The following is a 13,774-nucleotide window of genomic DNA, read 5'->3' on the forward strand; positions in this document are numbered from 1 at the left end:
AGACCCACCTCGGCAGCGCGCAGATCGTCGCCGCGCAGGCGCCGCTCGCCCTGCGCCCGGACGCGCCGCAGCTGCTCTCCGCGGCGGCCCCGCCGGATCCGAGGTCGCTCCGGGACAGCGTGACCGGCGTCGTGGACAGCCTGTTCCTGCTGCTGGCCGGGCTGGCGCTGGTGATCGGCGCGGTCGGCATCGCCAACACGACGCTGGTGTCGGTGATGGAGCGAGCGGGCGAGATCGGTCTCCGGCGAGCGCTGGGCGCCCGGCGCAGGCACATCGCCGCCCAGTTCGTCACCGAGTCGGCCGTGCTCGGCTTCATCGGCGGGCTCGTGGGGGCCAGCCTCGGCGTGCTCACCGTCGTGATCGTCGCGCTGACCAGGGACTGGACGGCGGTGCTCGACCCGCTCGCGGTCCTCCCGGCACCCCTGGTCGGGGCGGTGGTCGGCCTGCTCGCCGGGGCCTACCCAGCCCTGCGGGCCGCGTCGATCGAGCCCGTGGAGGCCCTGCGCGGCTAACCACGCGCGGCTTTCCCGAGTGCCCCTGAAGGCCACCTTCACCGCGTTTTACGCCGTGAAGGTGGCCTTCAGGGGCATCCAGGTTCACGATTCGCGCGGGACGACGCCGCTGGGTGCTGATCAGTCCCAGTGGGTGAAGAGGGCTTCGCCGAGCGTGCCGGGGCGCCAGTAGGCGAGGTCGTTCGGGTCGAGGTGGGGGAACTCGGCACGGGCCTGCTTGCCGAAGTCGCGGGCCAGCTCGTCGGCGCTCAGCACGCGGACGTCGAGGATCTCCAGGAACGCCTCGGCCAGTTCGGGTGCGTCCACGAACGTCTTGGGGAACGTCGCCGGGTCCTGCGGCTCGGTGAAGGTGAGCGCGGCGAACCGCCGGCTGCGCAGCACCGCGATCGAGTGCTCGTGGCGGGAGAGGATCGCCTGGTGGAAGTCCGGTGCGACACGGCCGCCGGTGTCGGTGAACGCGGTGAGCTCCCGGCCCGTCGCCCTGGCGACCTGGAAGCAGGCCCGGTGGAACTCCTTGGCGACGGTCACCGCGTCACTCTAACGAGGGTGCCCGCGCACTCACACTGCGTTTCCACGCCGACCCGGTATCGTCGCACGCAGCGAGGGCACGGCTCCAGCGCGTTGCCCCATTGTGTCATGTTTCAAACATTTGTGTTGGCCATGTCACGCGTGATCCCGGGTTTGCCCTGGTAGCGGGGCTGACGGTGATCGCGGGATCTGCCGTCGGGTGGAGTCTCTGTTACTTTTCACAAACATGTCCGGAAAGCACTTGATCGAATCGCCGACCAAGGCCGATGGTGCCGCGCTCTGGCGCATCGCCCGCGATTCCCAGAAGCTCGACCTCAACTCGCCCTACGCTTATCTGTTGTGGTGTAACGATTTCGCCGACAGCTCCGTGGTGGCGAAGGTCGATGACGCGGCGGTCGGTTTCGTGATCGCCTACCGCAAGCCCGCCGCGCCCGACACGGCGCTGGTCTGGCAGGTGGCGGTCGACTCCTCCCAGCGAGGGAAAGGGCTGGCCGGAAGCCTGCTCGACGAGCTGTTCACCCGGCTCACCGGTGCGGGGGTGCGGTACCTGGAGACCACCATCACGGCCGACAACGAGGCGTCCATCCGGTTGTTCGGATCGTTCGCCAAACGGTGGAACGCCACGCTGGAAAGCGCGGAACTGTTCAGTGCGACGGATTTCCCGGATGACGGTGAAGGCGGTCACGCGCCCGAGGATCTCTACCGCATCGGGCCGCTGACGAGTCCTCAAGACGCGTAAATACCGGGGCGAGTAGGAGAAACAAAACGTTATGAACATCTTCGAAGAACTTGAATCTGAAGTACGCAGTTACTCCCGCGGCTGGCCGGTCGTGTTCGACAGGGCGGCAGGCAGCTACCTCCACAGCGAGGACGGCAAGCCGTACCTCGACTTCTTCGCCGGCGCGGGCGCGCTCAACTACGGGCACAACAACCCCGCGCTCAAGCAGGCCCTGATCGACTACATCTCCCGCGACGGCGTCACGCACTCGCTGGACATGTACACCGTCGCCAAGCGCGACTTCCTGGAGACGTTCAAGGAGAAGATCCTCGGGCCGAGGGATCTCGACTACAAGGTCGTCTTCCCCGGCCCCGGCGGCGCCAACGCGGTCGAGGCCGCGCTGAAGCTGGCCCGCAAGGTCACCGGCAAGGAATCGGTCATCAACTTCACCAACGCCTTCCACGGGATGACCCTGGGCGCGCTGTCGGTGACGGGCAACTCGATGAAGCGCGGCGCCGCGGGCATCCCGCTGGTCCACGCCACGCCGATGCCGTACGACAACTACTTCGACGGCGCCATGCCCGACTTCATGTACTTCGAGAAGCTTCTCGGCGACTCCGGCAGCGGGCTGAACGAGCCCGCCGCGGTGATCGTCGAGGGCATCCAGGGCGAGGGCGGCATCAACGCCGCGCGCCTCGAGTGGCTCAAGGCCCTCGACGACCTGTGCAAACGCCACGGCATCCTGCTGATCCTCGACGACGTCCAGATGGGCTGCGGCCGCACCGGCGCGTTCTTCAGCTTCGAGGACGCCGGGATCAAGCCGGACATCGTCTGCCTGTCGAAGTCCATCAGCGGCTACGGCATCCCGATGGCGCTGACGCTGATCAAGCCGGAGCTCGACGTCTGGGAGCCCGGCGAGCACAACGGCACGTTCCGCGGCATCAACCCCGCGTTCGTCACCGCCACCGAGGCGCTACGCGTCTACTGGAGCGACGACGAGCTGGAGAAGGCCACCAAGGCGAAGGGCGAGCGCATCGGCTCCGCCTTCAAGGGCCTCGTCGAGGCGTACCCCGAGGCCAACCTGCTGAACAAGGGTCGCGGCCTCGCGCGCGGGCTCGAGTTCGCCAATGGCGACCTCGCGGGCAACGTGTGCCGCGCCGCGTTCGAGCGCGGGCTGCTGATGGAGACCTCCGGGCCCGACGGCGAGGTCATGAAGCTGCTGCCGCCGCTGACCCTGTCCGACGACGAACTGACCCAGGGGCTCTCGATCATCGACGAGTCCATCGCCACAGTGTTGAAATAAGGAGATCGACTGTGCTCGTTCGCACCCTTGACGAGGTCACCGACACCGATTCCGACATCAAGACGGAGAACTGGCGCAGCAAGCGCATCATCCTGGCGAAGGAGGGTGTCGGTTTCTCGGTGCACGAGACCACGCTCTACGCGGGGACGATCAGCGACTTCTGGTACGCCAACCACATCGAGGCCGTCTTCATCACCTCCGGCGAGGGGGAGATCGAGGACAAGGCCACGGGCAAGGTCTACCCGCTGAAGCCGGGCACGCTCTACCTGCTCAACGACCACGACAAGCACCAGGTCCGGCCCAAGACCGAGATCAAGTGCGTCTGCGTGTTCAACCCGCCCGTCACCGGCCGCGAGGTGCACGACGAGAACGGCGTGTACCCGCTGGTGACCGAGGACTGAACCCCGCACGACGCGCTCTCGAGGAGGTGAGCACCTTGACGACGACGGAAACCCGGGTCGACGACACGTCGTACCCGACCCGGATCTCCGGCACACCCGAACACCTGCCTCGCGCTCACCCGACCGTGTGGGGCACCGAGGCCGACGGCCCGATCGACGCCGCGACCCTCGCCAGCCACGACGCCACCGGCTACTCGGTCGTCGACCAGCTCCTCTCGCCCGGTGAGGTGCAGACGTACTGGCAGGAGCTGGTGCGCCTGTCCTCGGACGAGCGATTGCGTACGGACGAACGGGTGATCACCGAGGCCAGGACCGGCGAGGTCCGGTCGGTCTTCGACGTCCACGAGCTGTCCGGTCTCGTCGCCGAGCTGGTGCGTGACCCCCGCGTGCTCGGCCGGGCCCGCCAGCTGCTGGGCTCCGAGGTCTATCTGCACCAGACCCGGGTGAACTACATGCCAGGGTTCAAGGGCACCGGTTTCTACTGGCACTCGGACTTCGAGACCTGGCACGCGGAGGACGGCATGCCGTCGCCCCGCGCGGTCAGCTGCTCGATCGCGCTGACGGACAACTACCCGTTCAACGGCGGGCTGATGATCATGCCCGGCTCGCAGCGGACGTTCGTGCAGTGCGCCGGTGAGACGCCCTCGGAGAACTACAAGAGCTCCCTGAAGGAACAACGTGCCGGGGTGCCCGCCGAGGGCGACATCGTCGCGATGGCGGCCGAATATGGCATCGACCAGTTCACCGGCCAGTCCGGATCGGCGCTCTGGTTCGACTCGAACATCCTGCACGGCTCGGGGAACAACATCACCCCGTACCCGCGATCGAATATTTTCCTGGTGTTCAACAGCGTCGAAAACCCCTTGGTTGAGCCGTTCGCGGCCGGTTCGCCCCGGCCGAGCTTCATCGCCGGGCGCGATTTCACGCCGTTGACCAGGTAGCCGTGGATGTGACCAGGTCGCGCTTCGCGAGCGGCGGGTCGGCTGTAGCCGATCCGCCGCAGCCTGTTACCTTGTCGCCACCGCAACGGCGTTGTGACGCCAGCGGTGGAGATGTTGCCGACGACAGTCCGGGTTCCTGCTCGGGGTGAGCCCCCCGCACAGTCGTTGGCAGCGCGATGTTTCCGGCGATCCGCCCTTCCGCGGTTCACCGGCGGGCATCACCGAGTAAGGCCCCGCACCATCAGATCGGGACTGATGATGCGGGGCTCTACTTGTCTCTGCCCCCGGTCTGTCCCGCCGCGGCTCCTCGTCGACTGTCCCTGAAGGCCACCATGAGGGCGTCTGAGTCCCTCATGGTGGCCTTCAGGGACCAACAGCCGCACGGGCCGGAAAGCGCGTGAGAAATACGGTAAGTTGGCTTTCCGGTTGGGGGAGATCGGAGGTGGGCGTCAGCGTGGCCGAAAACGGCTCGAGGGCGAGTATCCGGCTGCTCGGGCCCGTCCAGGTGCTCGACGAAAGCCGCCCCGTCCCGATCGGCGGCCCGGGGGTCCGTGGCCTGCTGGCCCTGCTGGCGCTCAACGTCAACAAGGTGGTCGCGCTCGACGAGATCATCGACGCGCTGTGGGGCCACGATCCACCCGTCACCGCCAGGACCATCGTCCATGGCAACGTCTCCCACCTGCGCCGCGTGCTGCGAACGCTGCCGGGACAGGACGAATCCGGCGCCCGCATCCTCACCGCGCCGCCCGGCTACCGGCTCGAGGCCGACCCGCTCGCCATCGACGTCAACCGGGCCCGCGCGATGCTCGAACGGGCCGCGGACCTGCCGCCCGACGCCGCGGCCGCGGTGCTCGGCGAGGCGCTCGCGCTGTGGCAGGGGCCCGCGCTCGCCGGGGTGCCGGGGTCCGTCCGCGCGCCGGAGCTCGACGATCTCCGCGTCGTCGTGCACGCCGCCCGGGTCGACGCCGACCTCGAACTCGGCCGTTACGACGAGCTGATCGTCGAGCTCAGCCCGCTGGTCAGGGTCGATCCGCTCGGTGAGCGCACGGCCGGTCAGCTCATGCGCGCGCTGTACCACGCCGGTCGCCGCAGCGACGCGCTCACGCTGTACCGCCTGGTCGCCAGGGCCGCGCGCGACGACGTCGGCGTCGAGCCGGGGTCCGAGCTGCGCTGGCTGCACGATCGGATGCTCAACGACGACCTGCCCGCGCGGGTCGCCGCGGAGCCCGCGTTCGGCGCGCGGTTCGACGCCGTCCCGGCCCAGCTGCCCGCCGCCGTCCCGGTCCTGTCCGGCCGCCAGGCCGACCTCGCCTGGCTCGACGAGCTGCTGCTGCGCACCGACAGCAGCGAAAACCCGGTCGCCGTCGTCACCGGCAGCGCCGGTATCGGCAAGAGCGCGCTGGTGATCCGCTGGGCGCACCACGTCGCGCGCCAGTTCCCGGACGGGATCCTCTTCGCGTCCCTGCGCGGGTTCGACACCCACCATCCGCCGCTGGAGTCCGCCGAGCTGCTCACCCAGTTCCTGCTCGGGCTGGGGGTGCCCACCTCCGAGGTCCCCGATCAGGTGAACGAGCGGGTCGCGCTGTACCGCTCGCTGATTGCCGGGCGCCGGATGCTGGTGCTGCTCGACGACGCCCGCACCGCCGACCAGGTCCGCCCGCTGCTGCCGCCCAGCCCGCGCTCGATGACCGTGGTGACCAGCCGCTCGCGGCTCGACGGGCTCGCGGTGTCGAACATGGCCAGGATCCGCACGCTCGGCACGCTCGCGCCCGAAGACGCCGTGCGGCTCATTGAGGAGTACGCCGGTCCGGCGCACTTCGACCTCAACCACGCGCTGGCCCGGCTCTGCGGCTACCTCCCGCTCGCGCTGAGGATCGCCGGCGCCCGGCTCGCCGCGAGTCCACAGTGGACAACGAGCGACCTGGTCGAGGAGCTGGGCAACGAGCGGACCAGGCTGGCCACCCTCGACGTCGAGGACGCCGACGGCGGCGACGCCGGTGTCAGCGCCGCTCTCGACGCCTCCTTCCGCGTGCTGCCCCCGGCCCTCGCCAAGACAGCGCTGGAGCTGTCCGTGGTGCCCTGTGCGTCCGGCGGGCCCTACCTGGCCGCCGCCGTCTGCGGGATCGACGTGCCGGAGGCGCGGCGGCGGATGCGGGTGCTCGCCGCGCACAGCCTGGCCATGGAGACCTCGAAGGACGTCTTCATCGCGCACGACCTCGTCGGGCTCTACCTGCGCCAGCGGTCCGAGCGCGAGCTCGGCGCCGAGGCGCGTGACGAGATACTGGCCAGGACGATCCGCTACTACCAAGCGGCCGCGGACCGCGCTCGCCGTCACCTTTTGCAGGTGGTGGACCCGATCGACTTCACGAGGACGCTCGCCGACGACGCAGTCCCGCCGTTCGACGGGTTCGACTCGGCGAAGGCCTGGTTCGCCGCCGAGTGGGCCAACCTGCTCGAAGTGCTGCAGGCCGCGCATCGCGCCGGGCTCTACGACGACGTCTGGCGGCTGGCCAGGATCGCGCACACCTACCGCGCGGTTTCCCCGCTGCTGGACGAGTGGACCCGGCTGGTCGACCTTGGCGTCACCGCCGCGGAAGCCAGCGGCGGCGTGCTCGGCCAGTATTGGATGCTCACCGCGCGGTGCACGATCGCGATGACGTTCCGCCTCCCGGACGGCTGTCTCGACGCCGCCGAACGCACGCTCACGCTGGCCACTGGGCTCGGCGACAAACGGCTGATGACCTTGGCGAACGTCCAGCTGGGCAGCGCGCTGGGCCAGCTCGGGCGGCACACCGAGGGGCTCGCCAAGCTGCGGCAGGCCGTCGAGGACACCGAGCTCATCGACGACCAGGTGCTGCGCGGGCACGCGCTGAACAACTGCGCCGAGGCGGAGAAGCGCCAGGGCCGGTATCCCGAGGCGATCGCGCACCAGCTGGCGTCGCTGGAGATCGACCGTGAGCTCGGTGAAGACAGTTACGTGGCGGTCTCGGTCGACAACCTCGCCGAGCTGCACCGGCGGATCGGCGAGCTCGAAACCGCCGAGCGGTACGCGCTCGAGGCGGTCGGCCTGTCCGTCAGCAGGCAGTTCCTTCTGCAGGAGGGCGTTTCGAGGCTTACGCTGGGCCGGGTGTTCCTCGCGAAGGGCGTCGTCGAGGCCGCGCGGGAGCAGCTCACGCTCGCACTCCGGATCTACGAGCAGGCTCATCCGCAGCTGGCCGGCGATGTCCGGGCCGAGCTCTTAGCGCTGGGATAGCGCAGGTTCGCGCACGCTTAGTGGATTCTTAGCGGCACGCACGGATTTCCCCGTAAATTCCCGCCTGCGTCGGTGGGGCCCTAGGGGAGCGGCATGCAGTGAAGCCGGCGTTGGAGTCGCCAGGAGCGGCTCGTGGCTGCCGGCCGGCGCCGACTGGGGTGCGCTTGCCGGCAGCCAGGCCCTGGCTCAGCCCAGGTTGGCCGTGCAGAGCGCGATGGTGCTCCCGCTGTTGTCCGCGACGCTCTTGCCGTCGACGAGGATCGAGCAGCTGATCGTGCCGGTGTTCCTCGAGTCCGCGGTCAGCGAGAGCACGTACGAACCACTGTTGTAGGACGCCTCGGCCCGCCACGCGTCGGTGCTCGCGGGGGCCGTCTCGGTCCGCTGGTCGCTGAAGCTGCCGTAGCGCACGGTGGCGCCGCCGGACGACGTGACCATGAACTCGACCTGGTGCTTGTCGCCGGGCAGGGCAGGCAGGTGCAGGGCGCCACCACCGAGCTTGTCGGCGATGAAAAAGGTGAACACCAGCCAGCCCGCGCAGACCAGGATGCCGATCATGGAAAGCACGATCCCGGTGATCGCCATTCCCTTGTTGTTCGCGAGACCCTTCCTGACTTTCTTCAGGCCGAGTAGTGAAAGCACGAGTCCGATAATTACCAGCGGTGACCCGACGATCCCGAGCAGTGGGAGGACGGCCACCACTAGGCCGACCAGGCCGACGATGAATCCGGCGGTGCCCAATCCGTTCTTCGGCTGTGGCGGCCGCGAGGACATAGCGGTCCGCCCGTGCCGTGCGGCGGGCGGGAGCGGAAAGTGCGGCTCGGTCGGCATGCAGGCCCTTTCAGCGGTGAGTTCGACGACGTTAACCCACTCCGAGCCGTGCGGACGAAATCGTTACCTACTGGAAAAAGTCATTGTCCCACCATTTCCGGCCCACATTCGCGAGTTATTGACGAAATCGCGTCGAAAAGTGGCGTTGGGGAAACAATTCGCCGAAAAACGGGCAACTGCGCACCGTGAGCGGACGTGTACGCCCGCACCGCGAACACGTTATACGTAGTGCCGATACCCTGTCACTGATCGAACAGGTTGACTTCCGGGGTGATCTCGAGCAATTCGTGCACCGGGCGGCCGCGCCTGCCGTCAATGGTCGTCGTGCGCACCACGCGTAGCCGGGCGGTGACCGGGCGGTCGAGGTTCTCCTTGATCTCGTCGAGCAGATCCGGCGCCACCGCGCCCTGGATCGTCCCGCCGCCCTCGCGCTCGAGGTAGAAGATCCGCCGCCGGGTGCGGACGCCGTCGAGCCTGCCGCTCACCGTTTCGTAGCCGACCGCTTCGCGCGACTCGCGCAGGCTGCTGTTGAGCACCTTGGCCTGCTCGGTGGTCATGCTGCGCGTGACCTCCTCGCCCGAGGTCGGGGTGAGCGCCATGCCGATGCCGGTGTGCTTGGTGACCGCGTTGACGATGTCGCTGACCGCGTTGCGGACGGTGTCGCGCTGCAACAGGATCGCGTCGAGCGCGCCGTCGTCGGAGCCGTTCGCGGGCAGGAAGTCGCACAGTTCCTTGACCGCTCGCTCGGAGAGCGTCTCCAGGCCGTCGTGGATCAGCGCGTCGTCGATGGCGGGCTCGGGGAAGCCGAAGAAGATCGCGTTGCCGGCCTGGCCGCGCTGGATGAGCGGGGCCTTGTCGCGGTCGGCGGGCTGGACGATGGTCACCTCGTTCGCCGGGTTGCGGATGATGTGCCCGATCTTGGCCGTGGCGTCCTGGAGCGCGCGGCTGATGTCGGAGAAGGTGTACGCGTCGATGTGCGTCTCGCCGATCACCGACACGTGCAGCAGCGGGGACCGAGAGGTCCGTTCGAACTTCGCGTACGCCGCCATCGCGGACGCGCGGGCGAGGTCGTCGAGCCAGGTGCCGCCGGGGATCTCGTCGGCGATGCGACGGAATTCGTTCCTCATCGCGTGCTCACCACACCATTTCCGGGAAGCCCTTGCCGCCTTCTGACCACACGCTCTCCCAGATGTCTTCGTCGCCGGGACGGCAGAGGAAGCCGTCCAGCATTCCCCCGACGGGTTGCACCTGATCGAGGTACATCGCGGGCTGGCCGACGATGACCCCGCGCAGCGTCAGCAGGCCGTACAACGCGTTGCGGCCGGTGTCGTCGAGACGTTTGAGCGAACCCCACTCGTCCGGCATGAGCACCACGTCGAGCCCCTGGGGGACATCGTGGGTGCGGGCCACGAACGCGCCGCCGATCCAGGCCCGCCCGGTCGGCATGATGCGCCGCGCCACGCCGAGATAGCTGTTCAGCGCGCTGAACAGGATCTCGCGATCGTTCTGGTGGGGTGCGTCGAAAACGAGCCGCTCGTAGACGTCGGCCAGGTCCGCCTGATGCCGCCCCGGCGGCATCAGGTTCTGTGCCGTCCAATGCGGGAGCGCCATCGGAGCCTCCTTCTTGCCTGGGGCTCCCGATCAAGGAAACGTCGGTGAAAACGCTGTCGGCTCCCGCTCACAGTCCGTAGCCGAACTTACCAGGTGGGTGTCAGCCCCCGCGGCCCGGCCGGTGCTCGGAGGCGGGCAGGTCCTCGGGCCGTGGCCACGCGGGCTCGCCCTCGGCGCCGGTCTGCTCGTTCCGCCATTCGGGTTCACCCGGAGGCCGGGGCAGCACGCCCTCGCGGTGACCGGTCACCGCCGGCTCGTAGGGCTCGTCCTCGTAACCGTCGCCCTGCTCGTAGTCGTCGACTCGCGCCGCCGGGATGAGCTGCGTCTTCTCGGCCTGGCTCTCTGCGGTGGGGCCGGGGTCTTCGGCGAACCTGGGCGGCGGCTCGTCGTCCATCCTTTCGGGTAAGTCTTCGGCCGGCTGCCGTCCTTCCCGGCGCAGGAGCGTGAGCACGGCCCAGGTGAGCACGGCGCCGAGCAGGAAAGCGACGAGCAACCAAAGCCAGATCTGCCCGAAGAGCCAAAGCATCGCCATCACCCCTGTTCGACGGTGATCTCGACGCGGCGGTCTTCGCCTGCCGAGGTCGGTTTCGAGTCGCCGAATCCCTTCGTCACGACCTGTTTCGCGGGTACACCGCCCGCTTCGAGCAGCCGAGCCACCGCGCGGGCGCGATCCTGCGACAGTTTCAGCGCGGCCTTCTCGCCGCCGGGTCCCCGCGCCACGTGCCCGCTGATCCGGAACCGGACGCCGTCGGGCGCGTCCGCGAAGACCCGCGCGAGCTCGCGGGCCGTGCTTTCACCCTCCGGGGTGAGCTTCGCGCTGTCGGGCTGGAAGGTGATCGGCGCGGCGGCCACCACCCGGTCGACCTCGGCCTGCAGCCCGGCCCGGTCGGTCGGGCGGGTGCTCGTGGTGGCGGGTGGCTCACTCGGCGCCGAAGTCGCCGGGGTCGATTCGGTGGTCGACGGCGCTGCGTCGGCCGTGGTGGCGGGCCCGCCGGTGGTGGGCGCGGCCGCCGCGATGTCCCCCGAGGTCTCCGCGACGCGCACGCCTTGGACGTCCTGGACGATCTGCAGCGCGCGCTGGGCCTGATTGGCCGGGAAACCACGGAGCGTGGCGTCACGGCCGTCGAAGGTCACCTGTCCGGATGACAGCCCGGCGGCGGCAAGGGCCGCCTGCGAGCGCGAGGTGAGATCTTGCTCGATCCCGCCCGACCGCGACCAGGTCACGATCCCCGCCAGCAGGGCCGTGACCAGCAGCGCGATCGGAACCAGCCGGCTCCACAGGCGTATACCGGACATAGAGGGACTGTAAGCCGGTCAACGGCAGGATGCGACTCCGCCGAACGAGCCCTCACCCGCAACTCGTCGACGAGTCGTGGTCTCTTGCTCGCGAGACACCACGACTCGTCGACGAGTTGCGGGGTACGGGTTGCGGGCTTTTCAGCGGAGCCCGCCGTGGGGCTGCTGGACTCCTTCGAGGCGGCTGCCCGCCGTCCAGTTCGCGGGGGCGGAGCTCGCGATGTCGGTCATCATCGCGTCGGCCGGGCGGTCGGGCACGACCGTCGGCTCGATCCCGGTGGCCACCTCTGCCGGGACGATCGGGAGGAACGGGGCCAGTTCCGGGCGCTTCGGGGAGAGCCCGTCGCCCATCGACTCGCCCTTGAGCTGGCGGCGGATCCAGGGCAGCAGGTGCACCTTCGTCCACTCCAGATCGGAGCGGCGCGAGGTGATCCAGGTGCTCGGCTCTTCGCTCTCGGGCCACGGCTCGCGCCAGTCGCCGTCCACCGGCACGCCCAGCACCTCCGCGGTGCGCAGCGCGATCCGCCGGTGGGCTTCGGGGGTGAAGTGCAGCCGGTCGCCGCTCCAGGCCCGCCGGTCGTGCAGCGGGTCCATCGCCCAGAGGTCGACCATCCGCGCGCCGTGGCGGTCCGCGATCGCCCAGAGGTGCGCGTTGTAGATGCCCACCTTGCCGCGCAGCACGTGCATCACCGAGAGCTGTTTGGTGTCCGGGCCGTTGAAAATGAGGACCGGGATGCCGGCCGCCCGCAGGGCGGCCACGCCCGCTTCGAACCGCGCCGCGACGGCGTCGACGTCCGCTCCGGGCACGATGATGTCGTTCCCCCCGGCACACAGCGTGACCAGGTCGGGTTTGAGTTCCAGCGCGATCGGCAGCTGCTCGTCGATGATCTCGTCGAGCATTTTGCCCCGCAGGGACAGGTTGGCGTACTTGAACTCCGATCGCCCCCCGGCCAGCAACCCGGCCAGCCTGTCCGCCCAGCCGCGGAAGGTCCCGTCCGGCAACCCGTCGTTCAGTCCTTCGGTGAAGCTGTCACCGATCGCCACATAGCTGTCGAATCCGTACACGCTGGCTCCCCTCTCCTGATTCGCGCCCCGGGTGAGTACTTGTACACCCCAACTAACACCCGGGCACGCCCCCGCAATCCCATCCGGCCACACCTGGGGTTCAACCGGACTTCACACTGGTTCAACTCGACGTCACAGTCTCTTATCTTGTCGGCTGCCTGCGCATCCTCATTACCGGGAGTTCACGAAGGTGTTCGCGGAATTCGCCCGAGCAGGCGTAAATCGGGCGGCCGGTGTGGCGAACGTCTCCCCGGCGGGGTGGTTAGGGCGCCCTATCCGGCAGGCTGTCAGGGTGACCGACGAACCAGTGCCCGCCCGTGAGTCGCTCGCGCAAATCCTCGGCGGCCGCCAGGGCGCCATCGACGCGAGTATCCCGCCCGCCGCCTTCGTGGTCGGCTGGCTCGTCGCGGACCACTCGATCGGGTGGGGTGCGGGTGTCGCGATCGTGGTCGCCGCCGCGCTCGGCGTGTTCCGCGTGACACGCGGGGGCAAGGCGCGAGCGGTGCTGGTGAGCCTCGCCGCCGTCATCGCGGCCGCGCTGATCGCCCTGCACACCGGCCGCGCCGAGGATTTCTTCCTGATCCAGCTGCTGTCCAATGTGGCCAGCGCGCTGCTGTGGGCGGCGAGCATCGTCGCCCGGTGGCCGCTGCTGGGCGTCGTGGTCGGGGTGGTGCTCGGGCAGAAGACCCGCTGGCGCCGCGACCGCGAGCTGCTGCGGGCCTACTCGCGGGCCAGCTGGGTCTGGGTCGGCCAGTACGCGCTGCGGGTGCTCGTCTACGGCGCGCTGTGGTGGAGCGGGCAGGTGCTCGCTCTCGGCGTGGCGCGGACCCTGCTTTCGTGGCCGCTGGTCGCGCTCACGGTCGCGGCGAGCGGCTGGGTGCTCTACCGCACCCTGCCTTCGGACCACCCGGGATTGCGGCTGACCAAGGAATCCGCTCCCGAAGACGGACCCAGGAAATAAGGCGGCCCCCGGCGAGGGGGGAGGGTCCGGGGGCCGTCGCCTACCGTACCCGGCGGTGGCGATTCAGTCGACGTTTTGGTCTCTTCCGTTCCATCTTTTGATTCTCACGACCGACGCGGCCGGACGGCCGCCGCGCCGAAGGCGTCCACGGAGGCCAGCCAGGCCGCCCCGAGTACACCGTCCGAACTGGTCAGCACGTCGAACCCGGGCAGCCCCGCCCGCACCAGCGCGCCCACCGGGCTCTCCTCCGACAAAACGCTGCCGACGAGCACCAGAGGTGTCGACTCGCCGGGTTCACGCGCCGCCATCGCCATGCTCACCAGCCGTTCGGCGGCTCGTGCGGTGATTTCGCGCGCT

The 13,774-nt window shown here is 69.1% G+C and carries 14 protein-coding genes and 1 pseudogene; 7 read left to right on the plus strand and 8 right to left on the minus strand.

Annotation, left to right across the window (positions count from 1 at the left end; translation table 11 throughout):
- A partial coding sequence (locus QMK34_RS44325) for an ABC transporter permease (RefSeq protein ID WP_326420843.1) occupies positions 1 to 512 on the plus strand: 512 nt, incomplete at its 5' end.
- Positions 513 to 632: 120 nt separating this feature from the next.
- Here QMK34_RS44325 and QMK34_RS44330 read toward each other — a convergent pair.
- A complete protein-coding gene (locus QMK34_RS44330) occupies positions 633 to 1,040 on the minus strand; it encodes a hypothetical protein (RefSeq protein WP_326420844.1) in 408 nt (135 codons plus the stop codon).
- Between the two features lie 226 nt (positions 1,041 to 1,266).
- Here QMK34_RS44330 and ectA point away from each other — a divergent pair, with 226 nt between their 5' ends.
- From ectA to QMK34_RS44355, 5 genes are all read left to right on the plus strand, one after another.
- A complete protein-coding gene (gene ectA / locus QMK34_RS44335; RefSeq protein WP_326420845.1) occupies positions 1,267 to 1,779 on the plus strand; it encodes a diaminobutyrate acetyltransferase in 513 nt (170 codons plus the stop codon).
- 31 nt (positions 1,780 to 1,810) lie between these two features.
- A complete protein-coding gene (ectB, locus tag QMK34_RS44340) occupies positions 1,811 to 3,061 on the plus strand; it encodes a diaminobutyrate--2-oxoglutarate transaminase (protein WP_326420846.1) in 1,251 nt (416 codons plus the stop codon).
- A gap of 11 nt (positions 3,062 to 3,072) precedes the next feature.
- Positions 3,073 to 3,462, plus strand: a complete 390-nt coding sequence (locus QMK34_RS44345) for an ectoine synthase (RefSeq protein ID WP_326420847.1) — start codon at positions 3,073 to 3,075, stop codon at positions 3,460 to 3,462.
- 35 nt (positions 3,463 to 3,497) lie between these two features.
- Positions 3,498 to 4,403 (plus strand): ectoine hydroxylase, encoded by a 906-nt coding sequence (thpD, locus tag QMK34_RS44350; RefSeq protein WP_326420848.1) that lies wholly within the window; start codon positions 3,498 to 3,500, stop codon positions 4,401 to 4,403.
- A gap of 454 nt (positions 4,404 to 4,857) precedes the next feature.
- Positions 4,858 to 7,656 carry an AfsR/SARP family transcriptional regulator gene (locus tag QMK34_RS44355; protein WP_326420858.1) on the plus strand — a complete coding sequence of 933 codons (2,799 nt, stop codon included), beginning with the start codon at positions 4,858 to 4,860 and terminating at the stop codon, positions 7,654 to 7,656.
- Positions 7,657 to 7,842: 186 nt separating this feature from the next.
- Here the strand turns inward: QMK34_RS44355 and QMK34_RS44360 are convergent, their stop codons facing one another.
- The 6 genes from QMK34_RS44360 to QMK34_RS44385 all read right to left on the minus strand — a co-directional run bounded on the left by QMK34_RS44360 (position 7,843) and on the right by QMK34_RS44385 (position 12,456).
- Positions 7,843 to 8,484 carry a DUF4190 domain-containing protein gene (locus QMK34_RS44360; protein ID WP_326420849.1) on the minus strand — a complete coding sequence of 214 codons (642 nt, stop codon included), beginning with the start codon at positions 8,482 to 8,484 and terminating at the stop codon, positions 7,843 to 7,845.
- 242 nt (positions 8,485 to 8,726) lie between these two features.
- Positions 8,727 to 9,611 carry a hypothetical protein gene (locus QMK34_RS44365; RefSeq protein WP_326420850.1) on the minus strand — a complete coding sequence of 295 codons (885 nt, stop codon included), beginning with the start codon at positions 9,609 to 9,611 and terminating at the stop codon, positions 8,727 to 8,729.
- 7 nt (positions 9,612 to 9,618) lie between these two features.
- A complete protein-coding gene (locus QMK34_RS44370) occupies positions 9,619 to 10,095 on the minus strand; it encodes a DUF6932 family protein (RefSeq protein ID WP_326420851.1) in 477 nt (158 codons plus the stop codon).
- A 100-nt stretch (positions 10,096 to 10,195) separates the two neighbouring features.
- Positions 10,196 to 10,621 (minus strand): hypothetical protein, encoded by a 426-nt coding sequence (locus QMK34_RS44375; RefSeq protein WP_326420852.1) that lies wholly within the window; start codon positions 10,619 to 10,621, stop codon positions 10,196 to 10,198.
- A 5-nt stretch (positions 10,622 to 10,626) separates the two neighbouring features.
- Positions 10,627 to 11,391: an OmpA family protein gene (locus tag QMK34_RS44380; RefSeq protein ID WP_326420853.1), complete on the minus strand. Its 765-nt coding sequence runs from the start codon at positions 11,389 to 11,391 to the stop codon at positions 10,627 to 10,629.
- A 141-nt stretch (positions 11,392 to 11,532) separates the two neighbouring features.
- On the minus strand, positions 11,533 to 12,456 hold the full coding sequence (locus QMK34_RS44385) for an SGNH/GDSL hydrolase family protein (protein WP_326420854.1): 924 nt from the start codon (positions 12,454 to 12,456) through the stop codon (positions 11,533 to 11,535).
- Between the two features lie 292 nt (positions 12,457 to 12,748).
- Here QMK34_RS44385 and QMK34_RS44390 point away from each other — a divergent pair, with 292 nt between their 5' ends.
- On the plus strand, positions 12,749 to 13,417 hold the full coding sequence (locus QMK34_RS44390) for a DUF3159 domain-containing protein (RefSeq protein ID WP_326420856.1): 669 nt from the start codon (positions 12,749 to 12,751) through the stop codon (positions 13,415 to 13,417).
- 104 nt (positions 13,418 to 13,521) lie between these two features.
- Here the strand turns inward: QMK34_RS44390 and QMK34_RS44395 are convergent.
- Positions 13,522 to 13,774: pseudogene (locus QMK34_RS44395) on the minus strand (N-acetylglucosamine kinase); the annotation flags it as partial.

Origin of the sequence: Amycolatopsis sp. H20-H5, assembly GCF_035828755.1 — a bacterium.
Taxonomy (GTDB): Bacteria; Actinomycetota; Actinomycetes; order Mycobacteriales; family Pseudonocardiaceae; genus Amycolatopsis.

Coding starts and splice junctions, on each gene's coding strand:
- ectA (WP_326420845.1), top strand. CDS start 1,267: ATGTCCGGAAAGCACTTGATCGAATCGCCGACCAAGGCCGATGGTGCC.
- ectB (WP_326420846.1), top strand. CDS start 1,811: ATGAACATCTTCGAAGAACTTGAATCTGAAGTACGCAGTTACTCCCGC.
- QMK34_RS44360 (WP_326420849.1), bottom strand. CDS start 8,484: ATGCCGACCGAGCCGCACTTTCCGCTCCCGCCCGCCGCACGGCACGGG.
- QMK34_RS44365 (WP_326420850.1), bottom strand. CDS start 9,611: ATGAGGAACGAATTCCGTCGCATCGCCGACGAGATCCCCGGCGGCACC.
- QMK34_RS44370 (WP_326420851.1), bottom strand. CDS start 10,095: ATGGCGCTCCCGCATTGGACGGCACAGAACCTGATGCCGCCGGGGCGG.
- QMK34_RS44375 (WP_326420852.1), bottom strand. CDS start 10,621: ATGCTTTGGCTCTTCGGGCAGATCTGGCTTTGGTTGCTCGTCGCTTTC.
- QMK34_RS44380 (WP_326420853.1), bottom strand. CDS start 11,391: ATGTCCGGTATACGCCTGTGGAGCCGGCTGGTTCCGATCGCGCTGCTG.